Here is a 23,554-nt window from a genome sequence, read left to right as displayed (position 1 = left end):
GAAAGATAAAGAGGTATTGTTATGGATTTAAAAGGACGTCATTTATTAAAGTTACTTGATTTTACACCGGAAGAGATTTTATATTTAGTTGATCATGCAGATGAATTGAAGGCAAAGAAGAAACAGGGAATTCCGACTTTGAATCACCCTGGAAAGAATATTGCTCTGATTTTTGAGAAGAACAGTACAAGAACAAGATGTTCTTTTGAAGTGGCTGCCAATGATCTTGGTATGCATACCACTTTCCTTGATCCGTCCGCTTCACAGATTGGCAAGAAGGAAAGCATTGCCGACACAGCACGTGTACTTGGACGTATTTATGATGGTATTGAGTACCGTGGTTTTGACCAGTCCATCGTGGATGATCTGGCAAAGTATGCCGGTGTACCGGTCTGGAACGGTCTGACCAATCAGTTCCATCCGACACAGGTACTGGCTGATATTATGACAATTCGTGAGAAGTTCGGATACCTGAAAGGTATCAAGATGACATACATGGGCGATGCCCGTTACAACATGGGCAATTCCCTGATGGTAGTTTGTGCGAAGATGGGTATGCATTTTACAGCATGTACATGTAAGGAATACTTCCCGGATGCTGATATTGTGGCACAGTGTGAAGCGATTGCCAAGGAGACAGGCGGCAGCATTACACTGACAGAGGATGTAGAAGCAGGTACAAAGGGTGCAGATGTTATCTATACAGATGTCTGGGTATCTATGGGTGAACCGGATGAAGTCTGGGCAAAACGTATCAAAGAATTATCTCCATATCAGGTGAATAAGAAAGTAATGGAGAATGCAGGAGAGAAAGCCATCTTCATGCATTGCCTGCCGGCGTTCCATGATCTTAAGACAACCATCGGCAAGGAGATCGGTGAGAAGTTTGGTATCAGTGAGATGGAAGTGACTGATGAAGTTTTTGAATCTGCACAGTCTGTTGTTTTTGATGAAGCTGAGAATCGTATGCATACGATCAAAGCGGTCATGGATGCAACATTGTAAGATGGAATGGCATAAACTGACTGATAGAACAGGATATGTATCCATTGGTAATGCCTTTGTTCCGGGATATTTTTTGACAGAAGATGAGTTGGTTCTGATTGATTCAGGACCAATGAAATCCACACGTTTAATGGAGATGTTGGATGAACGGCACTGGAAAGTCAGGGCTGTGATTCTTACCCATGTACACATTGATCATGTGGCCAATAACGCATTACTGTTGGAAAAGTTCCCGGATATTGTTTTTTACACATCACAGGAAGAAGCTGATGCCATTGCATCTCCTGAAAATATGATACGAGATATGGGCTTTGATACTGTAGAACATGCAAAACAGACGCAGGCCATTTTTTATCCGGAGAATATACATATAAAAGGCATAGACATGAAACAGTCGAGAATACAGATTGATGATGCGGTGTTTCAGCTGATCTCGCTGCCGGGGCATTCTGTCGGACATACAGGCGTCGTGACGCCGGATGGCATTTGCTGTATCGGTGATGCAATTGTGTCGGAAGATGTTCTGCGTGTTTCAAAGCTGCCTTATATGGCTTATGTGAAGGAAGCACTTATGTCTATGGAGAAAGTGGCAGAACTGCCGTATGAGACTTACGTCATTGCACACCAGTCTGTCGAAAGGAAGGTCGACATTTCCAAAATTGTCAGAGACAATATTGCCAAGGAACATCAGCTGTCGCAGATTGCCTGTGAGATGCTGACAAAGCCCATGACAAAAGATGAAGTTCTGGCAAAGTACATGAAGACGCTGCATATTAATCAGCGCGCGGGTATAGAAATGGTCATCATTGTTCACAATGCCTGGACACGATATATTGACCTGATCAATCAGGGGAAGATCGAATGCAGAGATGGTTTATTATATAGAAAAGACAGAGCCGATGAAGAGGGATCATAAGATAAGCACGTGAAAGTGATGGTCATACAGAAACTCAAAACGATAAGAAGAGTATTATGCCCAAATTATTGTACTAAGACTACAGAAAAGATAAAGGACACGCTGTCCGAAACAATGAAGATTCGATACAGCGCGTCCTTTTGTGTTCTATGTGTAATGATTATTTTGTATATTTTTCTTCACAGTACATGCATCTGTAAGTGGCTGTCTCTGCGTCTGTCAGAAGGAAGACATTCGGCAGTTCCTGTTCGATGGATGTAATACATCTTGGGTTTTTGCAGCGAATAACATCTGTCAGTTTCTTTGGCAGGTGAAGTGTCTTCTTCTCAGAAATCTTGCCGTTTGTGATGATGTTAACTGTAATCTTGTGATTCAGAAAACCGATGACATCCAGATCGATGCTGTCGAGGCTGCCGGCAATTTTTATGATATCCTTTTTGCCCATCTTCTTACTGCTGGCATTCTTGATAATCGCAACCTGAGTGTCTAATTTGCCAAGGTTCAGATACTTGTAGATTTCCATGCTCATACCGGCAGGAATATGATCTAAAACGATACCATTGTCTAATCCACTGATATTTAACATATAATTATACCTCCACTTTGATTTCAAGTAATGTCAGGATGAGTGCCATACGGATGTACATACCGTACTGAGCCTGTTTGAAATAAGCTGCTCTAGGATCGTCATCAACTTCAACGGAAATCTCGTTGACACGAGGCAGTGGATGAAGAACCAGCATATCATCTTTGGCAAGAGCCATTTTCTCTTTGTTAAGGATATAGCAGTCTTTCATACGGATGTAATCATCTTCGTTGAAGAAACGTTCACGCTGAACACGTGTCATGTAGAGAATATCCAGTTCACTGATAGCATCATCAAGGCTCTGAACTTCTGTGTATGGAATATTCTTCTGCTTCAGCATCTCAATGATGTATTCCGGTACACGCAGTTCAGGTGGAGAAATGAGGAGGAAACGAATGCCGTCATAACGGGACAAAGCTTCGATCAGGGAATGAACAGTACGGCCAAATTTCAGGTCACCGCAAAGACCGATGGTCAGGTTATTCAGATGACCTTTTAAAGAACGGATTGTCAGAAGGTCTGTCATTGTCTGTGTCGGATGCTGATGGCCACCATCTCCGGCATTGATTACTGGAATCTTGGCTTTCATGGATGCAACCATTGGAGCACCTTCCTTTGGATGACGCATTGCACAGATATCTGCGTAGCAGCCGATCATACGGATTGTATCAGAAACGCTTTCACCCTTTGAAGCGGAGCTGGAAGCAGCAGAAGAGAATCCGAGAACATGGCCGCCCAAGTGATACATGGCGCCTTCAAAGCTCAGACGGGTACGAGTACTTGGCTCATAGAAACATGTAGCAAGAGTCTTTCCCTCACAGGCATGGGCATATTTGGCAGGATTGTGTTCGATATCTGCGGCTAAGTCCATTAACTTGTCCAGTTCTTCAACAGAAAAGTCCATTGGGTTTAATAAATGACGTGGCATAAAGTCCCTCCTCAGTTATATGTTAAAATAGTTTAAAATTTGAGATGTGCAGGATACGTCTGCGCATCCTGATGTGAAATGAAGAGCAGCAAAAGTGCTAACCCATCTACCTATCATACCTATTATACCTGTTTATGACAGGAAGTCAAATTAAATCTACATAAATTTGTTAATTTTTTAATTGGGTGGGCTGTAAATTGACAAGGTCCGTCGTAAAGTGTTATGATACAAAAAAATTCACCGCTTTTTCTATATAAAAAGCGTCAGTGAAGAAATTCGTTTTTGGAGGAAAAGACAGTGAAGATGATGAAAAATGCAATCGTTGCCCAATCCGGCGGTCCGACAACGGCCATTAATGCCAGTCTTGCCGGTGTGATCAAAGGCTGCCTTAAAAGTAATGAGATTGATGTGCTCTATGGAGCTAGAAATGGTGTTGAAGGTTTGATGGATGAACGGCTTGTGAATCTGACAGAGATTTTTGAAAACAATGAAGAAAATTTGAAGGTGCTGAAGGTGACTCCATCTATGTACCTGGGTTCCTGCAGAAGAAAACTGAAGGATATCAACCAGGATTCTAGCGAATACGACAATATTGTGGAAATTTTCCGCAAATATAACATTCGATATTTCTTTTATATCGGCGGGAATGATTCTATGGATACTGTCGGTAAGATGAGCATGTATGTGAAAAAGCACCAGATGGATGTGAAAGTCATTGGTATTCCGAAAACCATTGACAATGATCTGGTGGTGACAGATCATACACCGGGATTTGGATCAGCGGCCCGTTATGTGGCAGCTTCCATTCTGGAAATGGCACATGATACGTATATATATAATACAAGAAGTGTTCTGATCGCAGAGATTATGGGAAGAGATGCCGGATGGCTGACAGCTTCCAGTGTACTGGCAAGAAACAGCTATAGTCAGGCTCCGCATCTGATCTATCTGCCGGAACATCCATTTTCAAAAGAGCAGTTTATTGAAGATATCCGGGAGCAGTTTGAGAAGAGAGAACATATCGTGATTGCTGTCTCAGAGGGACTTCGGGATGAAAAAGGACAATATATCAGTGCGGAAACTTCGGCTGTGGATGCCTTTGGGCATGCGACATTAAGCGGAACCGGCAAGTGTCTTGAAAACCTGGTTGCGGAAACCTTCGGTTGTAAAGTCCGTTCGGTAGAGATCAATGTACTGCAGAGATGCGCAGCACATATGGCATCAGCGACAGATATCGAGGAAAGCTGGCAGTTGGGATTAAAGGGAGTATCGTTGGCTTTGGAAGGCAGAAGCGGAGAAATGTCTATTGTCCGCAGAATTTCTGATGAACCGTATCAGGTTGTCTATGAAGGCGAGGATGTGCAGCAGATTGCCAATGCCGAGAAGAAGATTCCGGCGGAATGGATCAATGAAGACGGCAATGATGTAACAGAAGAAATGGTTCGTTATCTGAGACCGCTGATTCATGGGAAAGTCAATGTACCTGAAAAAGACAGCATGCCGTATTATCTATTTTTAGGAGAAGCACTTTAAAAAATTTTTGGTCAGGGAAGATTTTGTTGTCGATTCATGACACATGATCAATTAATTGCAGGGGGTGTTTACATGTCGTCAAGGGAAAGTTACACCAGTATCATTAACAAAAGAGCTGCTGAAAAACAGCAGCTCATGCGGGTAGCATCAGGTCGTGAGAGAGCAGAGCTGGTTTTGAAAAATGCTGTTTATGTGAATGTGTTTACCAATGAACTTTCACATGGGGATATTGCAGTCAAAAACGGTGTCATTGCAGGAATTGGGCATTATGATGGTGTAGAGGAACTTGATATGCAGGGCAAAGTTGTGGCTCCGGGGCTCATTGACGCCCATATCCATCTGGAAAGCAGTCTGGTGGCTCCGGCAGAGTTTGTCAAGGCTGTTTTGCCCCATGGCACCGCAACGGTGATCACGGATCCTCATGAGATTGCCAATGTCCTTGGCACGGATGGTATTGATTATATGATACAGGCTACAGAAGGCCTGCCTGTGGAAGTACGTTTTATGCTGCCGTCCTGTGTGCCGGCAACACCCCTTGATGAATCCGGGGCAAGACTGGATTATCACGCCATTGATCCTTTTTATGATTATGACAGAGTTCAGGGGTTGGCAGAAATGATGAATTACACCGGCGTGATACAGGGAGATGTGGAGGTACTTCAGAAAATTACTGCCGCCCATAAATATCATCGCAGAATTGATGGTCATGCACCGGGACTTTCCGGCAAGGAACTGAACGCCTATGTAGCCTCTGGTGTTTATTCGGACCATGAATGTTCATCTATGGATGAAGCACTGGAAAAACTCAGCAGGGGACAGTATATTATGATCCGTGAGGGAACGGCAGCAAGGAATCTGAAAGCCCTTGCCGGACTTTTAGTGCCGCAGTATTATGAGCACTGTATGTTCTGCACTGATGACAAACATCCGAATGATCTGCTTCATTTTGGACATATGGATGCTATTATCCGAAAGGCAGTTCAGAAATATCATGTGGATCCGATAATTGCCATTAAAGCAGCTACCCATCATCCGGCCAGATATTTTCAGCTGGCCAGCAGAGGTGCCATTGCACCGGGATATCAGGCGGATTTTGCTGTGTTTGATAATTTGTCGGACTTCAATGTGGAGATGATGATTATCAAAGGGAAGATATGGTATCAGGAAGGTCGGCTGGAACCTTTTAATGTGCCGGCAGTGGATGAATGGCTTTCTGATAAAGTCCATCATACCTTTAATCTGGAGAAACTCACGGAGGACAGCTTTGAGAATGTCAGATCGCGGGGTGTCATCGGCATGGTGCCGGGTGAGATTGTGACAACGGATGCAGGCTATGCATCAGAAGTAAATGCGGCGGATGATATATTGAAGATTGCTGTCATTGAGAGACATCGACATACCGGGCATATTGGCATTGGCTATCTGAAAGGCTATGGTCTCAAAGAAGGGGCAGTGGCGACTTCCATTTCACATGATTCTCACAATATTATTGTGGTTGGAAGCAATGACGATGATATGGCCGCTGCTGCCAACAGAATTATAGAGAACAACGGCGGCATTGCTGTTGTCAATCAGGGGCAGATTCTTGGAGAGGTGACTCTGGAGATTGCCGGTCTGATGAGCGAAAAAGCGCTGACGGAAATCAATGATGCCCTTGAAAATGCCAAAAAACAGGCGAAAATACTTGGTGTTTCTGAAGGCATCGATCCTTTTATGACATTGTCCTTTATGTCGCTGCCGGTCATCCCGGAACTTCGCCTGACAACAAGAGGAATTATAGATGTGGTTAAACAGCAGTACATCTGATATTGCTGTGGCTGATAGTTAAACCGCTACTGTAAATAAAGTAAACAGCAGCGGTTTGATTTTAGTTTTTTCACTTTAAAGCATTAATGGGGTTGATTTTTGAACTTTAAAGTACTATAATGTATACATGAAGTCTGTATAAAATTGATCGGAAAAATTCAATTATACAGACAATATGCACAATTCCAGGAGGTATATCATTATGAAAAAGATGAAGAAAGTGCTGGCAGTAGCATTATCTTTGGTTATGGCAGGCAGCCTGGCTGCATGCGGAAGCTCATCCACAGAGACAAAGGCATCTGAGACAGCAGGTGCCGCAGAGACAGCAGCAGAATCTACAGCAGAGAGTGGTTCCGAAGCTGCAAGTGAAGTTTCAACAGACGGCAAGGTTTACAACATCGGTATTTGTCAGTTGATCCAGCATGATGCGCTGGATGCAGCAACAAAAGGCTTTGAAGATGCACTGAAGGAAACATTTGGTGACAATGTGAAGTTTGATGAGCAGAATGCTCAGGGTGATTCAGCAACATGTGCAACCATCATCAACAGTTTTGTTTCCAATAACGATGATCTGATCCTTGCCAATGCAACAGCCGCTCTTCAGGCTGCAGCAGCAGGAACGAATACAATTCCTATTCTTGGTACAGCTGTTACAGATTACGGTGTAGCACTTGATATTGATAACTTCGATGGTACAGTCGGCGGCAATATTTCCGGTACAGCAGACCTTGCACCATTAGATGGTCAGGCTGATATGCTGCATGAATTATTCCCTGATGCCAAAAAGGTTGGTCTGTTATATTGTTCAGCAGAAGCAAATTCTCAGTTCCAGGTAGATTCAATCAAAGAATATCTTGAGAAACTTGGTTATACATGTGAATATTATGCATTCTCAGATTCCAATGATCTTTCATCTGTATGTACATCTGCTGCCAATGACAGCGACGTTATCTATGTACCGACAGATAACACAGTTGCCAACAATACAGAAATCGTCAACAACATCTGTACACCGGCAGGCGTTCCTGTTATAGCCGGTGAAGAGGGCATCTGCAAAGGCTGTGGTGTTGCAACACTTTCCATCAGTTATTATGACCTTGGTGTAGCAACAGGTAAGATGGCTGTTAAGGTTCTTCAGGGTGAAGATATTTCAACAATGCCTGTTGAATATGCACCAACATTCACAAAAGAATATGTTGCAAGCCGCTGCGAAGCATACGGTATTACAGTACCTGATGATTATGTAGCACTTGAAGAGTAATCATACATAGGAATATAACAAGATAAATAGGGGCTGCGCACAGTAATAGAAGCTTTTAGGCGATATATTCTGCGGCGGCCCCATCTTGTATGTTATACATACTGCATATTTTAATAGACATGCGGTTGAATTGACAAACAGCAAGGAGGAGTAAGCCATGAATATGATGGCATTAATCGGTGCACTTCCGGGTGCGGCTGCCCAGGGATTGATCTGGGGAATTATGGCAATTGGTGTTTATATTACATTCAGAACACTGGATATTGCCGATCTTACGGTGGATGGCACGATGTGTACAGGCGGTGCTGTCTGCATTATGATGATGATGAGTGGACACAATGTATGGGTTGCTATGCTGGCAGCTTTTGCGGCTGGTATGCTGGCAGGTCTGGCAACAGGCTTTTTTCATACATTTATGGGAATTCCGGCAATCCTTTCCGGTATTCTGACACAGCTGGCCCTCTGGTCAGTAAACCTGAAGGTGATGGGGAAGTCCAATCAGGCACTGAATGTGGACAAATATAACCTGCTTGTTTCTCTGCGTTATATCAAGGGTGTTCCGTTTTTTAAGAATACGATTGTTATTGTAGCGATTATGATCGTTGTTTTGATTGCTATTTTGTATTGGTTTTTCGGCACAGAGCTTGGCTGTTCCATTCGTGCAACAGGCTGCAACGGCAATATGGCACGTGCACAGGGTATCAACACAAACTTCAACAAAGTACTTGGCCTGATGATCTCCAATGGCCTTGTAGCCCTTTCAAGTGCCCTTCTGGCTCAGTATCAGGGCTTTGCAGATATCAATATGGGACGAGGCGCCATCGTTATTGGCCTGGCTGCCGTTATTATCGGTGAAGCAATTTTCAGTCGAATTTTCAGAAATTTTGCACTGACATTGTTAAGCGTCGGTTTTGGTGCGGTAATTTATTATCTTGTTCTTCAGGTTGTCATCTGGCTTGGTGTTGATACTGACCTTCTGAAGATGTTCTCCGCGATTGTTGTTGCAATTTTCCTTGCGATCCCATATTGGAAGAGCAGATATTTTGCAAAACCGGTAAGAAGAGGAGGCAATGCAGATGCTTGAGATTAAGAATATTTATAAGACATTTAATGCCGGAACAGTGAATGAGAAGAGAGCACTTAACGGCCTTTCCCTGAATCTTGAAGATGGCGATTTTGTAACAGTCATCGGCGGCAACGGTGCAGGTAAATCTACCATGCTTAATGCCATTGCAGGTGTATGGCCGGTGGATGAAGGCCAGATCATTATTGATGGTATTGATGTAACAAAATTGTCTGAACATAAGAGAGCAAAGTATCTTGGAAGGGTTTTCCAGGATCCGATGACCGGTACAGCGGCTACCATGGGAATTGAAGAAAATCTGGCACTGGCACAGCGCAGGGGTCAGACAAGAACGTTAAAGATCGGTATTACAAAGAAAGAGCGTGAAGAGTACAAGGAACTGTTGAAGATTCTCGACCTTGGTCTTGAGAATCGTCTGACATCCAAAGTCGGTTTGTTATCCGGCGGTCAGAGACAGGCATTGACCCTTCTGATGGCCACATTGAAGAAACCGAAGCTTCTGCTTCTGGATGAGCATACAGCAGCCCTTGACCCGAAGACGGCAGCCAAGGTCCTTGCCACTACAGATATGATCGTCAACAGAGACCATCTGACCACCATCATGATTACCCATAACATGAAAGATGCTATCGCTCACGGCAACCGTCTGATCATGCTCATGGATGGCAAGATCATCCTGGACATCAAAGGCGAAGAGAAAAAGAAACTCACCGTCGAAGACCTGCTGCATCAGTTTGAGAAAGCCAGCGGCGAAGAATTCGCCAACGACAGGGCACTGCTCAGCTAATAGATGGATAGCAGGCTGTTGCGTTAAATAATAAAAGAATAATAAATCTCCCTGAAGGCAAGTCATAAATGACGATTTTTCAGGGAGATTTCCAGTTTAACTATCTACATTTCTATTGTTTTTTAAAAATAAAAACAAAACCTAAACAAATGAGTATGATAGGAACCCAATAGTAGAGTATGTGTTCAAAATATTGATGTATCATAAAGTTAGCATTTAAGAATACTAATAGGATTCCGATTACAATTAATAAAAATCCAATAAATATATTTCTTTTCATTCAAAATCTCCTAATAGAATTTGTATGTTACAGTTGCCTGATATTCTTTACCATCGACTAAGTAGGACTTGATGAATTCATATGGTGTTGAGCTAGTATAGCCGTTTAACCATTGAAAAGTTCTATAGCGGTAGTCGTATCGTTCAATCGAACTGCCATCATGGCTTCGTAATTCTTTAAAAGAAACAGGCAATCGATCTCTATAGGCACATGTTGAAGCATTACTCTTTTTTGCAAAATGGTTTTCTTCGATTACCAATTGGCCATATTCGTTTATACAAATTGAGGTTATTTTGTGTATCATGTCGTCGTCAGAATCAGTTAATTTTTCTTTCAAAAATAACAACGTCTAATAGATAGCCTTACTTCCTTTCTGATTGATAGAGATCTTATATGGTGCTAAGAAATAGAAAGTAATGAGTTGGTGTTGTGTATATTTAGTATATTATGTTTTTCTGAAAATTGTCAATCAAGTATGACAAATAAAACAAAAATTGTAAAAAAATATATCTGATGTTTGAAAAATACAAAAAATAAGAATAAATATCTGAAAATAACAAACAGACAAAATATAAAAGAAATCCCTCCTGAAACAGTGGGCGCTGAGCCCGTTTCAGGAGGGATTTCTTTTATATTTTGTCGTCTGAATATCAATTAGTCAACAACAGCAATTGCACCGATTTCAACAAGGGCATCTTTAGGAAGTCTTGCAACTTCTACAGCAGCTCTTGCAGGGCATTTTTCTGTGAAGAACTCTGCATAAACAGCATTCATATCAGCGAACATGTTCATATCTTTCATGAAAACATCAACACGAACAACATGATCAAGATCTGTGCCTGCTTCAGCAAGGATGTTCTTGATATTTGTCAGGGACTGACGTGTCTGTTCCTGGATTGTATCGCCTGCGAAAGCGCCTGTTGCAGGATCAACAGGAAGCTGACCGGATACATAGATGGCGCCGCCTGCTTTGATTGCCTGTGAATATGGTCCGATAGCTGCTGGTGCGTTAGATGTGTGAATTACTTCTTTCATAATAAAAGCCTCCTTGAAATCTTCTTAAATGATAATATAACGTTCTGTATTCATGATACCATAAATCAGACAAAAAGCAAGATAATATCTAAAAAATATTTAGCTAAACTAAAATATTTTTTGACATTATCCTGCTTTTCTTTTTTTGATGTTTGGTTATGATAACAAGGCGAAAGACTCAGAGGAGTTATCCTTTGTAAATATCGCCAAAATAGCTGTCAAAATCAGCACCGACATATTCGCTCATATCCTTCATCTCAGCCAGTGTCTTGACATCGACATCGATGCCGTTCTTCATACGGTCAGCAGTTGCAAAGATTTCTTTCTCACCATGTGTGTAAATACGTTCTTTGCCGTCAGCCTTCGGGGATTCGCGAAGCTCTGTCAGGAAAGTGGACAGGTGCTGTTTGATGGCTTCAGGATCGCCGAAAGCAGCAGGGTTGATGGCGATGAAGCCGTGGCATGTGCCGCCCTTGCCGTTCTGGATGTTATAGTTGGATGTCAGGCCCATTGAGAGAATGGAGCTGAAGATTTCACAGATCATGGCATAGCCGTAACCTTTGTGGCTGCCTGTCAGTTCTTCGGAACCACCCAGAGGCATGATACCGCCGCCGGCTTTCTTGTCGATATTGGACAGGACTTCTGCGGCATCTGTACATGGATGACCTTTTGCGTCAAGGCCCCAGCAGTCAGGGATTGGCTTTTCAGCTTTCTTGTACATTTCGAACTTGCCGCGGGTTACAACGCTTGTGGAAGCATCGAAGAAGAATGGGTAAGGCTCCGCAGGCATGGAAATAGCGATCGGGTTCGTACCAAGCATTGCTTTCTTGCCGAAGGTAGGTACAACAATGGCTTCAGAGTTTGTGAAAGCCATACCGATCAGTCCCTGGTCGCAGGCCATCTTGGCATAGTAACCGGCGATACCGAAATGATTGGAATCTCTGACAGAAACAATAGCCATGCCTGTTTCTTTGGCTTTCTTGATAGCCAGTTCCATAGCAAAATGTCCGATAAGCTGGCCCATGCCGTCATGACCGTCTACAACTGCGGAAACAGGTGTTTCAAAAACGATTTCAGGTTTGGCATGTACTTTGATCATGCCGCTGGCGATACCTTTGTGGTAGCGGGTCAGTCTCTGTGCGCCGTGGGATTCGATGCCATAAACATCTGAAAGTAATAAAACATCGGAAATAATACGGCTTTCATCCTTTGTGAAACCGAATTTCTGGAAAACATCCATACAGAATGCATCCATCACATCATACTGGATTTTAACATGTGCCATGTCTGAACCTCCTAAATACATTATTTTTATCTTTGTAAAGTGTTGATTATAGATATAATAAGTGTAACATAATCCGACGTATTTCTCAATGGGATGGAAAGTATGAAATTCAGTACTTTATATTATACTCACGGTTTTAGCAGGATTTCTCACACAAACCGAAACCAATCGGATGCGGGCCTGTGTGCACGCCGATGGTAGCACCAATCTGACCGATATCAACAATTGGTTCAAATCCCGGCCATTTCTTTTTCATTTTTTCAATGACATCCTTGCGGAGGTCCTCGCCTTCTTTGATGTTGTAGCCATAGCCTACCATGTAAACATAGCGGTCCGGATCATTGCCGTTTTCTTCTATATAAGTAAATAATTTTTCCATGGCCTTTTTGCGGGACTGTACACGGCCTCTGGCCAGACCGGATGGGAAGAGTTCACCCTGGGTCATCAGGATCATCGGGCGCAGATTCAGAATATTGGCTGAGATGCCTGCCAGTTTGCCGACACGGCCGCCGTGAATGAGATAGTCCATATTTTCAACGGTAAAGAAAATACGGCATGTGTTTTTGATTTCATCGGCGCGTTTGATGAGTTCATCGTAATTGGCGCCGGAATGCTGGAAGCGGAGGATTTCCTGGATCATCAAACCCTGCATCAGGGTAGCCAGAGTTGTATCCATGACCGTCACCCGGATGCCCGGATAATTTTCAAGAATCATACTGCCTGCATTGCGGGCGGAGTTATAGGAACCGCTGAATTTGGCACTTAAGGTAAAGCAGATGATATCAATGCCCTGTTTGGCGTATTTTTCAAAAACATCATAATAATCCTGAACTGTCGGCAGAGATGTCTTCGGGAAAATCTTTGGATTATCCACCATAAACTGATAAAAATCACGGACATCCAGTTCTTTTATTTCTTTTAAATAATGTTCACCGTCCATGGTCACGTAATAAGGCACAACCTCTACGCCGAATCTGGCGGCACGTTCGCTGCCCATATCCCATGAACCGTCTGTAATAATCTGATACATAAAAAATCTCCTAAAATCTTGCGAAATCCATCCAAGCCTTATATATTATCTTGAAGTAGGTGAGGATTTCGCATGTAATTTACGCGAGCAACGAGCCAAAGTCCGTGCTTGCACGAGACCTTGGCGACTGCCGCGATAACTTGAGAAACTCGCGAAGCGTGTTTCTCATAGTTTATTTTCATCAAATATAAAAAAATTATTTATCAGAGAGTATTATAACGCAGGAAAATGTGTTTATCAAAATGAAATCAGAGAATGGGCTACAGTTTTGTGATTTTGTATTGTAAAAGAGATGGTAAGGATAAGGGGATGGATGCTGATAAGCAAAAGTATCCCGTATGGGATGACCAGCCATAATGTTTTGGATGGCATGCAGATGGGATACGGGGTTGACAGATAGTGAAAAAACGTTATAATTAAGTCAGAGTGCAAAAGTTCATTTGGTTTATGACTGTTATGTGAATGGTTATGAATTTTGATGTTTAGCCGCATGAAGGGGTACACCACCACGGGTGTAGTTCTTTGTGCGGTTTTTTTATGTAATAGGAAATTCCGTTGGAATTCCCTATCACATAAAAAGGTACTGCGTGCTAGAAAGTGCAGTTCGCGGAGAGGAATATATAGCTGTGCTATCCGCTCATGCGCCAAAGTGTGCGTCAAGCGCACACTTTGTTCACGCGGGTAATGAGCCGAGGTTCATGCTTGTATGAAACCTTGGCGAATACTGAGAACGTCAAAATTGGTGCACGGTTGTGACGAGGGGAGGGTTCGTAGTGATTAAAGTCAATGGTGAAATGCTGGAAATTGCAGAGGGTACAACGGTTGCAGCTTTTTTAAAGGAACACGGGTATCCGGACAAGATGATTGCGGTTGAGTGCAATGGCGCAATTATTCCGAGAAGTACATGGGAAGAAGCCATTTTGAAGGATGGCGATACAGTTGAGGTTGTCCGATTTGTAGGAGGCGGTTGATGTGGCAGAGATTATTCTAAACGGACGATCTGTGAAGACAGAAGCGGCAGATATGGCAGATTTGAAGCGACGAACTTATGCTTCAGAAGGCCTGGAAGAGGATATTCAGAGACATTGTGTATGGATTGTTGAAGGCTTTCAGACGGATGAGAATCTGTCTTTGAAGGACGGAATGACTATTAATTGGATACGAAAAGGCAAGATGCCGGATCGCGAAGAGATGGAGAGTATGCTCTGCGCAAGACATACGCCTCATGTCTATGAAAAGGCGAAGAAAGCCAGAGTAGCCATCGCAGGTCTTGGCGGCCTTGGATCCAATATTGCCATTATGCTGGCAAGAACCGGTATCGGTCATCTGCATTTGATCGATTTTGACATTGTGGAGCCGAGCAATCTGAACCGGCAGCAGTATATGGTGGAGCATCTGGGCATGTACAAGACAGAAGCCTTAAAGGATGAATTGCAGCGAATGAATCCGTATATTGAGACACAGATTGACACAGTGCGTATTACGGAAGAAAATTGCCGGGATCTTTTTAAAGATGACGACATCATCTGTGAGGCCTTTGATAAGCCGGATGTGAAGGCGATGCTGACGGAGCAGATTTTATGTTATTATCCGGAGAAGACATTGATCTGCGGCTCCGGAATGGCAGGTTATGGCCCCTCCAACACGATCAGGACGCGTAAGATCAACGATCATTTTTATATTTGCGGGGACGGTGTCAGCGGCGCCATGCCGGGCAGAGGCCTGATGGCTCCGAGAGTAACCATCTGTGCGGCACATGAAGCCAATATGGTTTTGCGCTGTGTCCTTGGTCTGGATGCAGATGAGCTATAGAAATAAAAAAGTCTCAATCAATTGTCAATGGAAATAATGACAGAGAACAGCTGAGCTTTAGAAAAGCGAAAGCAAAAGTGAAAGTAAAAGTGAAAGTAAAAGCAGAAGCGAAAGCAAAAGTAAAAGCAAAAATGAAAGTAGGGAACGATTATGCAGAATAATGATACATGGACATTGGGAGGCCATACATTTACATCAAGATTTATTCTTGGTTCAGGCAAATACAATCTGAATCTGATTCGTGCGGCTGTAGAGGATGCCGGCGCAGAGATTATTACACTGGCACTTCGTCGTGTCAACACACGTAAAGAGGAGAATATTCTGGATTATATTCCGGAGGGCGTGACACTGCTTCCAAATACTTCCGGTGCGAGAAATGCCGAGGAGGCTGTTCGTCTGGCAAGACTGGCCCGTGAAATGGGCTGCGGTGATTTTGTTAAAGTCGAAATCATGCATGATTCCAAATACCTTCTGCCGGATAATTATGAAACGATTAAGGCTACAGAGATTCTTGCAAAGGAAGGATTTATCGTTATGCCTTATATGTATCCGGATCTGAACGCAGCCAGAGATATGGTGAATGCCGGTGCAGCCTGCATTATGCCTCTGGCTTCTCCGATCGGTTCCAACAAGGGCCTTGCAACAAAGGAATTTATCCAGATTCTGATTGATGAAATTGATCTGCCGATTATTGTGGATGCCGGTATCGGTCGTCCGTCACAGGCATGTGAAGCCATGGAAATGGGCGCAGCAGCGATCATGGCCAATACTGCCATTGCAACTGCAGGCGATATCCCGGCTATGGCAGGCGCTTTCAAGAACGCCATCGCAGCAGGCCGTGCCGCTTACCTTTCAGGTCTTGGCCGTGTCCTTCACAGAGGCGCATCTGCATCTGATCCTCTGACAGGATTTTTACATGACTAAGGGGGCGTCTGAAATGGGAAATGAAGAATACATCATCCAGTGGGATGATATGACTCCTGAAGCAAAGGCAAAAAAAGAACGATTGGAACAGGATCCATCTTTCAGAACTGATCATATGGCTTATATGGAAGGCATGGATCAGATCTCAACAGATATCAGGGACAAGGTCATGAGCCAGGTGGAGAGCTATGATGAGAAAGTGTATACAGCTGCGGATGTACAGGCTGCACTGGCTCATGATGTCTGTTCTATTGAGGATTTCAAGGCACTGCTTTCACCGGCAGCACAGCCTTTCCTGGAACAGATGGCAGAAAAAGCAGCAGTAGAACGCCGCAACCATTTCGGCAACAGTGTGTATCTTTTTACACCGCTTTATATTGCCAATTACTGTGAAAACTATTGTGTTTACTGTGGTTTTAACTGCTACAATCATATTCACCGCAAGAAATTGAACATGCAGGAAATCGAGCATGAAATGAAAGTCATTGCAGATTCCGGTATTGAGGAAATCCTGATGCTGACAGGCGAGAGCAGACATATGAGTGATGTGAAATACATCGGTGAGGCCTGCAAACTGGCCAGCAAGTATTTCAGAAATGTAGGTCTTGAGATTTATCCGGTCAATGTGGATGAATATAAGTACCTTCATGAATGCGGTGCGGATTATATCACTGTTTTCCAGGAAACCTATAACTCGGACAAATACGAAACGCTGCATCTGATGGGCCATAAGCGTGTATGGCCGTATCGTTTTGAAGCTCAGGAAAGAGCTTTAATGGGCGGTATGCGCGGTGTCGGATTCTCAGCTTTACTGGGGCTGGATGATTTCAGAAAGGATGCCCTGGCAACAGCGCTGCATGTATATTATCTGCAGCGAAAATATCCGCATGCTGAGATGTCTTTGTCCTGCCCGAGACTGCGTCCGATCATTAATAATGACAAGATCAATCCGAAGGATGTCCATGAGACACAGTTGTGTCAGATTCTTTGTGCGTATCGTATTTTCCTGCCATATGCTGGTATTACAGTCTCTTCAAGAGAGGTGGCAAGATTCCGTGATCACATCATCCGCTTTGCGGCAACCAAGATTTCAGCAGGTGTCAGCACCGGTATCGGTGACCATGAGGAAAAATATACAGGCAAGGAGAATGAAGCTGAGAGCGGTGATGAGCAGTTTGAAATTGCGGATAACCGTAGCCTTCAGGAAATCTATGATGCCATCAAGGATCAGGGGCTTCAGCCTGTGCTGAATGAGTATATCTATGTCTAGTCAGAGCTATGCCCATATGATGGCAGTAACAAATCGCCATCTATGTGACAGAGATTTTCTGGAACAGATAGAATTTCTGGCATCCACAGATATCGATGCCATCATTCTTCGAGAAAAAGATATGACACCAGATGAATATGAGCATCTGGCAAAGGATGTGCTGATGATATGTCATGAGCATCATAAGAAATGTATTCTGCATTCATTTGCGGAAGTGGCTGCAAAGCTGAATTGTGAGAATATCCACCTGCCGCTGCCTGTTTTGATGGAGCTGTCACAAAAAGGAGCTTTAGATGGTTTTAAGTATATCGGTACTTCGGTACATTCGGTGGAGGATGTATTGGAGGCTGAGAAAGCCGGCGCTACCTGTCTGACAGCGGGACATATTTTTGATACAGACTGCAAGAAGGGACTGCCGGGAAGAGGACTGACATTTCTTGAAAATGTCTGTCATAGGACGGAGCTTCCGGTTTATGCCATCGGCGGCATTACACCGGAAAATCTGGAAGTGGTGAGACATGCAGGGGCTGTTGGCGGATGTATGATGTCACTGTCGATGCGGCTTAGAGAATAGGTCAAATACATGATAGAATAATAAAGTGACATAGTAGGAAAAATATTATCATGCTTTTTTGATGGGAATATTGATCGGCAATGGCAATTGGCTGATCAGATCCAATATAGCAGCCGGTGATGGATTTGCGGACATTATCGTTGAAACAGAGGATATCGATTCTGGTAGAGAGAATGTTTTGGCCTATGGCATTGCTTTTGGTAAAAAGCGATGTAAAGTTGTGGCTGAACGAATGAAGTATTATTATGAGTAAAAAAGCTATTGATGACTGTACTGTGAGAGCACAGTGTCATCAATAGCTTTTTTGGGATGTATTGAAGGCTGAACTTTACATTTCCTGAGTCTGGATGATCTGTCCATCAGGGGAGATGATAACAATCTTTAATGGAATGTTTTTCCCGCTTGCCTGGATGGCTTTCTGAACAGCCATAGCCATGCCGCCGCAGCAAGGAACCGTCATACGTGTCAATGTAATGCTCTTAATATCATTGTAAGTAAAAATTTGTGCCAGCTTTTCGCTGTAGTCAACAGAATCCAGTTTAGGGCAGCCAACGATGGTGATGTGGTCTTTGATGAATTCCTGATGAAAATTGCCGTAAGCATAAGCTGTGCAGTCTGCTGCAATGAGCAGATCACAGCCATTAAAATAAGGTGCGTTTGGTGCCACAAGTTTGATCTGGACCGGCCACTGGGAAAGCTGGCTGGCTATAGCAGGTGCAGAAGCGGAAGATACTTTATCTGCTATAGGTGTCTGTTCTTCATGACCATGACCGAAGAATGCGGCAGCAGATCCCGGACATCCGCCTGTCACAGCACGTTTTCTGGCAGCGAGATGTTTCTGAACAGCTTCATGGTCATAAGCAGCTGCTTCGCGTTCTTCAAAATGGATAGCATCTGCCGGACAGGCCGGGAGACAATCGCCGAGACCGTCACAGTAATCTTCGCGGAGAAGAACAGCCTTGCCATCTCTTAAGCCGATGGCACCTTCGTGACAGGCGTTCACGCAAAGGGCACAACCGGTACATTTTTCTTTATCAATAGTAATAATTCTGCGAATCATAATATTCCTCCTTATGGTAGACGCTGCAAAACTCGGGGGTTGAATGGCAAAAATAAACAGCGTATTCAAGTATTATGAATTTTTGCAGCGGTGTACAAGTGTAACGATTATTAATAGCGTATCAGTAGTGGCAGCAAATTATAATGATAAAAATGCTATGACATAATAAAACCTAATTGACTAGGATGGACTTATTATAATTCGCTTTTAAGATAAAGTCTGTTGGTTTTGCAACAAAATGCTTTGATGCTTTGACACATTTTGGATGAAGCTGTTGAGGATGTGTGATGAGATTGATGAGGGCTGCATGGAACAGTATGTTTGTTCTTGATGATATCTGTTTTTTGTGGTACACTACAAGGAGTTAGTATGTTCAGGAGGAATGAAGATGAGCAAAGTTATTTTGACCGGTGACAGACCGACAGGACGTCTGCATGTGGGCCATTATGTGGGTTCACTGAAGCGCCGCGTGGAACTGCAGAATTCCGGAGAATATGATAAAGTTTTTATTATGATTGCAGATGCACAGGCTTTGACTGACAATGCAGACAATCCAGAGAAGGTGCGTCAGAATGTTATTGAGGTTGCGCTGGATTACATGGCATGCGGTTTGGATCCTGCCAAGTCTACATTATTTATTCAGTCACAGATTGCTGAATTATGTGAGTTATCTTTTTATTATATGAATCTTGTTACTGTTTCAAGACTTCAGAGAAATCCTACAGTGAAATCTGAGATTCAGATGCGTAATTTTGAGACAAGTATTCCGGTTGGATTCTTTACCTATCCGATCAGTCAGGCTGCAGATATCACTGCATTTAAGGCAACAACAGTTCCTGTTGGTGAGGACCAGAGCCCGATGATCGAACAGACAAGAGAAATCGTTCACAAGTTCAATTCTGTTTATGGTGAAACTCTGGTTGAGCCGAAGATTTTACTGCCGGACAATGAAGCCTGCTTAAGACTGCCTGGTATCGACGGCAAGGCGAAGATGAGCAAGTCTCTGGGCAACTGTATTTATCTTGCGGAAGATCCGAAGGATATCAAGAAGAAGGTCATGAGCATGTTCACAGACCCGAATCATATCCGTATCGAAGATCCGGGTTCGCTGGAAGGCAATACAGTCTTTACTTATCTGGATGCATTCTGTAATGACCAGCATTTCGAAGAATATCTGCCGGATTACAAGAATCTGGATGAGCTGAAGGAACACTATCAGCGCGGCGGTCTCGGTGATGTGAAGGTGAAGAAGTTCCTGAACAATGTTCTTCAGGAAGAACTGGAGCCAATCAGAAAACGTCGTGAAGAACTTCAGAAGGATATTCCTTATGTCTACGAAGTTCTGAAGAAAGGCAGTGAAGCAGCCAGAGAAACAGCAGCACAGACACTGCATGAAGTCAGAGATGCCATGAAGATCAACTACTTCGATGACATGGAACTGATTCGTTCACAGGCAAAGAAATACGAATAAAAACGTATTGCACACTGATAAGCTAAAAGGAAGAGTACAGTCGTAGAAAATTGATAATAGACTTCAAAATGAGTAGTTTGACACAGGCTCATTTTGAAGTCTATTTTTTTGAAATTTTTGACTGTACTCTTTTATTTATATTGTGCTTTTTGAAGTTCAGAAATTTACGGATTAAACAGGAGTTGTCATTTTATTAATTAAAGTGATGGTTCCTGTTTATTTTATTTCAGAGTCGAGATGATTGAACTCAGGGGTATCGAAAAAATCTTTTAAGGTAATATTGAGTCCATCACAAATCATTTTAATTGTTAATAGCTTTGGATTGGTACTTTTTCCATATAAAATATTTTTAATACTGGATGGCGGCAGAGCAGCTAAAGTCGCCAATTTATTGATAGTAATATTGTGTTGTCCGCACAATTCTAAAATACGGTTTTTGGTAGCAGTATAAGTGTCCATGCATATCCTCCTTTTTGTTTATTGTAAATGGATTAAATTGACAAAGTAGGCTATACATGCTACTATATAGGCTATAGATAGCCTATTAAAATTGAAGGGGGAATACGTTATGAAAAAGAAGGCGACTATTTTATTAATGGGGTTATTAACAGTGGCAATTTTTAATGGATGTGGAAATAAAGATACATCCAAGGATATATCGGTAGTAGATACAGCGGTGACGGAAACGCAAAGTGAACAAGAATGTGAGACAGTTAGTGAGGCGCAGGAGGAAGTAAGTACAGAAGATGACACACAAGGTTTTGTATTAAGTGGTTATAAATTCAGATCAGAAAAGAATGGTTTCTATATTGTATCGATTGAAGGATTGCCGTTTTATGGGATGGTTAATGCAAAAGGGGATTTTGTTATTCCAGCAGAATATGATGAAATGGAATTTGCTCAGAATGGTAATGTACTTTTGAAGTTGGAAGGAAAATGGGGTGTTTTTGATACTGAGGGAAAAGAAGTATTACCTTTTGAATATGAAGAAATTTCAGCTGGTATCAATAATTATTATGTGAAGAAAGATGGTATGCCGATGGTTATTGACTCAAAAGGAAATGTAGTTAAAGAATTGGATGCTGAGATTATTAGTTATGACAAGATGGTGGGAGATTTATATTTACATGGAGTTGCTTTGGCGGAGAAGATATACGGATGGGGTTCTGGATATGCTAATGTATTTTGTGATTTAAATGGTGACAAGGTACAATGGGTAGAATATTTTTATAATACACAATTATACAGAGTTTATAAGGGTGATTTGGACAATGGAAATTGGGAAACTATTGATATAATTGATGAAAATGGTGATTTGTTATATGAACTTACCAATAAAAAGGATGAAGAATCATATACTGTTCATGTATTAAATAGTACTAAGGTTTGTTCGTTAGAAAAAATTGATTTTGGAGTTGCATCACAGGATGTTGCATCGACAGGTAGCGGCGAATATTACTTGTATAATATGGAAAAGCAGGAACGTAGTGAACAGAAATATTCCCGAATTGGTAGTCTTGGAGATGGGAAGATTTATGGAAAAAAGGAAGGCGGTATTGATATTTTTGATACTGATGGAAACTTAATAAATTCATTTGAGTTGACCGGATATGATGATTTTTCTAAAGTGGGAGAAATGTTTGTGGTTCAATATGGACAAACATATCGAGTATATAATGAAAATGGAGAGGAACTTACTGGAGAGAGATATTTGAATTATTCGAATAACTATGTGGGAAGAGCTTTTATAAAAGTTCAGAATTTGTCTGGCCAGTGGGGTGTTTTGGATAAAAATGGAAAACAAATATTGCCATTTGGAAGTGTAGATGATTATTCTTGGTATCATGGTTCAGAGATAATAAAGGACAGTACTGTGGATGATAAATGGTATATTTTAACAGAAGAAGTTGATGGAACATTGCGGTTAAATATAATTGACTATAATAATTTATAGTTATAGTATATTGGATCTTATGTTAAGAAAATGATATTATAAAACGGGCTATGCAATGCAGGAAGAAGATTCATTGTATAGCCTGCTTCATTATGAGGGAGAGAATTGAATGATTATTTTTTTTAGTGTTCCGGCTTTACTTATTGTTTTTGTGTTGCTAGCATTTTTAGGTATGGCGGATATGCTTTTTACATTTTTGATAGATATTGTGTTTGCATTGGTAATGGCTGGTTTGTCAATATGGGGATTTTATTTGGCATTTAAAGCTGTTGAAAAGGCGTTTGAAGAAGAAAGATATATGGCATTATTGTGTGCGCCATTATATGTACTTTCAAGTATATTTATACCCTATTATATTTATAGTATATGCGGTATCTTATTGAAGAGAACAAACAGCGCGATGCTGGCTTTTAATATAATTTCTGTTATTATTCTTTCACTGATATATGGAAGTATTTATATTTTAACTGAAGTGTTAACAGAGATTGATTTTTTTAATATAGTTGTACTTACCTGCTTTGTGGTTTTTATTTTGATACTAGGAATCCTTATAGGCGTAGTTACATACCATTCATGGAAAAAAACGGCTTTATCGGAGGGAATTGATGAGGGTGGAGCCTATATTATGCAGGATAGTGCATATGCAATGATAGAATTTAACACAGAAGATGAGCCAAATCAAATTAATAGTGCAATAAGATTTCCATATGTAGCTGGATGGTCAAGATATCCTTTTGTTAAATTAAAAAAAGGCGAGAAGGTATTCTTGGTGAATGGAAATAAATATATAGGAAAAAGAGAAATGATGACTTGGAAAGGAATAGGATATCAAGATGAAAATTATACGGATGCTGTGTTAGTTTGCAATGAAAGCCATAAAAAAGTTGGCTATGTAAGAGAGTGTGACATAAAAGAAATAACAAACGAATAAAAAGAGTGCGGCCTCATAAAAT

23 protein-coding genes are annotated in these 23,554 nt (G+C 42.0%); 16 read left to right on the top strand and 7 right to left on the bottom strand.

Annotated features, from left to right (window positions below; all coding sequences use genetic code 11):
• Positions 1 to 21: 21 nt before the first annotated feature.
• The gene (argF, locus tag HED67_RS12675; protein WP_015515066.1) at positions 22 to 1,005 is read left to right on the top strand and encodes an ornithine carbamoyltransferase; all 984 of its coding nucleotides are present in this window, start codon (positions 22 to 24) and stop codon (positions 1,003 to 1,005) included.
• A gap of 1 nt (position 1,006) precedes the next feature.
• Complete coding sequence (locus tag HED67_RS12670; RefSeq protein WP_221718521.1) at positions 1,007 to 1,921, top strand: MBL fold metallo-hydrolase; 915 nt, start codon at positions 1,007 to 1,009, stop codon at positions 1,919 to 1,921.
• Positions 1,922 to 2,081: 160 nt separating this feature from the next.
• Here HED67_RS12670 and HED67_RS12665 read toward each other — a convergent pair whose 3' ends face one another.
• Entirely contained in the window at positions 2,082 to 2,507 is a 426-nt protein-coding gene (locus HED67_RS12665) for an aspartate carbamoyltransferase regulatory subunit (protein WP_178440996.1), read from the bottom strand.
• Positions 2,508 to 2,511: 4 nt separating this feature from the next.
• Positions 2,512 to 3,435 carry an aspartate carbamoyltransferase gene (gene pyrB / locus HED67_RS12660; RefSeq protein WP_178440994.1) on the bottom strand — a complete coding sequence of 308 codons (924 nt, stop codon included), beginning with the start codon at positions 3,433 to 3,435 and terminating at the stop codon, positions 2,512 to 2,514.
• Between the two features lie 303 nt (positions 3,436 to 3,738).
• Between pyrB and HED67_RS12655 the strand changes: the two genes are divergently transcribed.
• The 5 genes from HED67_RS12655 (at position 3,739) to HED67_RS12635 (ending at position 9,906) form a co-directional block, all read left to right on the top strand.
• Positions 3,739 to 4,968 (top strand): 6-phosphofructokinase, encoded by a 1,230-nt coding sequence (locus HED67_RS12655; protein WP_221718555.1) that lies wholly within the window; start codon positions 3,739 to 3,741, stop codon positions 4,966 to 4,968.
• Between the two features lie 72 nt (positions 4,969 to 5,040).
• Entirely contained in the window at positions 5,041 to 6,774 is a 1,734-nt protein-coding gene (gene ade, locus HED67_RS12650; protein ID WP_221718520.1) for an adenine deaminase, read from the top strand.
• 202 nt (positions 6,775 to 6,976) lie between these two features.
• A complete protein-coding gene (locus tag HED67_RS12645; protein ID WP_221718519.1) occupies positions 6,977 to 8,035 on the top strand; it encodes an ABC transporter substrate-binding protein in 1,059 nt (352 codons plus the stop codon).
• 157 nt (positions 8,036 to 8,192) lie between these two features.
• Positions 8,193 to 9,119, top strand: a complete 927-nt coding sequence (locus HED67_RS12640) for an ABC transporter permease (RefSeq protein WP_215632082.1) — start codon at positions 8,193 to 8,195, stop codon at positions 9,117 to 9,119.
• The gene (locus HED67_RS12635) at positions 9,112 to 9,906 is read left to right on the top strand and encodes an ABC transporter ATP-binding protein (RefSeq protein ID WP_221718518.1); all 795 of its coding nucleotides are present in this window, start codon (positions 9,112 to 9,114) and stop codon (positions 9,904 to 9,906) included. The genes HED67_RS12640 and HED67_RS12635 overlap by 8 nt, the downstream gene beginning before the upstream one ends.
• 934 nt (positions 9,907 to 10,840) lie before the next feature.
• On the opposite strand, the gene HED67_RS12630 is transcribed toward HED67_RS12635, so the two are convergent.
• The 3 genes from HED67_RS12630 to HED67_RS12620 form a co-directional block, all read right to left on the bottom strand.
• Positions 10,841 to 11,221, bottom strand: coding sequence for a RidA family protein (locus HED67_RS12630; RefSeq protein ID WP_015515074.1), 381 nt, complete (start codon positions 11,219 to 11,221; stop codon positions 10,841 to 10,843).
• A 187-nt stretch (positions 11,222 to 11,408) separates the two neighbouring features.
• Positions 11,409 to 12,506: an Ldh family oxidoreductase gene (locus HED67_RS12625; protein ID WP_178440985.1), complete on the bottom strand. Its 1,098-nt coding sequence runs from the start codon at positions 12,504 to 12,506 to the stop codon at positions 11,409 to 11,411.
• A 136-nt stretch (positions 12,507 to 12,642) separates the two neighbouring features.
• Positions 12,643 to 13,536 (bottom strand): DegV family protein, encoded by an 894-nt coding sequence (locus HED67_RS12620; RefSeq protein WP_221718517.1) that lies wholly within the window; start codon positions 13,534 to 13,536, stop codon positions 12,643 to 12,645.
• A 773-nt stretch (positions 13,537 to 14,309) separates the two neighbouring features.
• Here HED67_RS12620 and thiS point away from each other — a divergent pair.
• From thiS to HED67_RS12590, 6 genes are all read left to right on the top strand, one after another.
• Positions 14,310 to 14,507 (top strand): sulfur carrier protein ThiS, encoded by a 198-nt coding sequence (gene thiS, locus HED67_RS12615; protein ID WP_178438097.1) that lies wholly within the window; start codon positions 14,310 to 14,312, stop codon positions 14,505 to 14,507.
• A gap of 1 nt (position 14,508) precedes the next feature.
• Positions 14,509 to 15,348 carry a thiamine biosynthesis protein ThiF gene (gene thiF, locus HED67_RS12610; RefSeq protein ID WP_260702738.1) on the top strand — a complete coding sequence of 280 codons (840 nt, stop codon included), beginning with the start codon at positions 14,509 to 14,511 and terminating at the stop codon, positions 15,346 to 15,348.
• Between the two features lie 150 nt (positions 15,349 to 15,498).
• Positions 15,499 to 16,272: a thiazole synthase gene (locus HED67_RS12605; RefSeq protein ID WP_178438099.1), complete on the top strand. Its 774-nt coding sequence runs from the start codon at positions 15,499 to 15,501 to the stop codon at positions 16,270 to 16,272.
• Between the two features lie 13 nt (positions 16,273 to 16,285).
• Positions 16,286 to 17,542, top strand: a complete 1,257-nt coding sequence (gene thiH, locus HED67_RS12600) for a 2-iminoacetate synthase ThiH (RefSeq protein WP_117527676.1) — start codon at positions 16,286 to 16,288, stop codon at positions 17,540 to 17,542.
• On the top strand, positions 17,535 to 18,116 hold the full coding sequence (locus tag HED67_RS12595; protein ID WP_221718516.1) for a thiamine phosphate synthase: 582 nt from the start codon (positions 17,535 to 17,537) through the stop codon (positions 18,114 to 18,116). The genes thiH and HED67_RS12595 overlap by 8 nt, the downstream gene beginning before the upstream one ends.
• 61 nt (positions 18,117 to 18,177) lie before the next feature.
• Positions 18,178 to 18,369, top strand: coding sequence for a VOC family protein (locus HED67_RS12590; RefSeq protein WP_221718515.1), 192 nt, complete (start codon positions 18,178 to 18,180; stop codon positions 18,367 to 18,369).
• Positions 18,370 to 18,444: 75 nt separating this feature from the next.
• On the opposite strand, the gene HED67_RS12585 is transcribed toward HED67_RS12590, so the two are convergent.
• Complete coding sequence (locus tag HED67_RS12585; RefSeq protein WP_178438105.1) at positions 18,445 to 19,176, bottom strand: ATP-binding protein; 732 nt, start codon at positions 19,174 to 19,176, stop codon at positions 18,445 to 18,447.
• Positions 19,177 to 19,564: 388 nt separating this feature from the next.
• Between HED67_RS12585 and trpS the strand changes: the two genes are divergently transcribed.
• Positions 19,565 to 20,647, top strand: a complete 1,083-nt coding sequence (gene trpS / locus HED67_RS12580; protein ID WP_178438107.1) for a tryptophan--tRNA ligase — start codon at positions 19,565 to 19,567, stop codon at positions 20,645 to 20,647.
• 216 nt (positions 20,648 to 20,863) lie between these two features.
• On the opposite strand, the gene HED67_RS12575 is transcribed toward trpS, so the two are convergent.
• Positions 20,864 to 21,106: a helix-turn-helix domain-containing protein gene (locus HED67_RS12575; RefSeq protein WP_015515084.1), complete on the bottom strand. Its 243-nt coding sequence runs from the start codon at positions 21,104 to 21,106 to the stop codon at positions 20,864 to 20,866.
• Positions 21,107 to 21,215: 109 nt separating this feature from the next.
• Here HED67_RS12575 and HED67_RS12570 point away from each other — a divergent pair, with 109 nt between their 5' ends.
• Together HED67_RS12570 and HED67_RS12565 are read left to right on the top strand one after the other, a co-directional pair.
• Positions 21,216 to 22,601, top strand: coding sequence for a WG repeat-containing protein (locus HED67_RS12570; protein ID WP_221718514.1), 1,386 nt, complete (start codon positions 21,216 to 21,218; stop codon positions 22,599 to 22,601).
• A gap of 109 nt (positions 22,602 to 22,710) precedes the next feature.
• Positions 22,711 to 23,532 carry a hypothetical protein gene (locus HED67_RS12565; protein ID WP_221718513.1) on the top strand — a complete coding sequence of 274 codons (822 nt, stop codon included), beginning with the start codon at positions 22,711 to 22,713 and terminating at the stop codon, positions 23,530 to 23,532.
• The last annotated feature ends 22 nt before the right edge of the window (positions 23,533 to 23,554 follow it).

This window comes from Pseudocoprococcus catus (assembly GCF_019734885.1).
In the GTDB taxonomy this organism is placed as follows: Bacteria; Bacillota; Clostridia; order Lachnospirales; family Lachnospiraceae; genus Coprococcus_A; species Coprococcus_A catus.
Note: the sequence above shows the minus strand (reverse complement) of the source record. Positions and strands in the feature narration are given on the sequence as shown.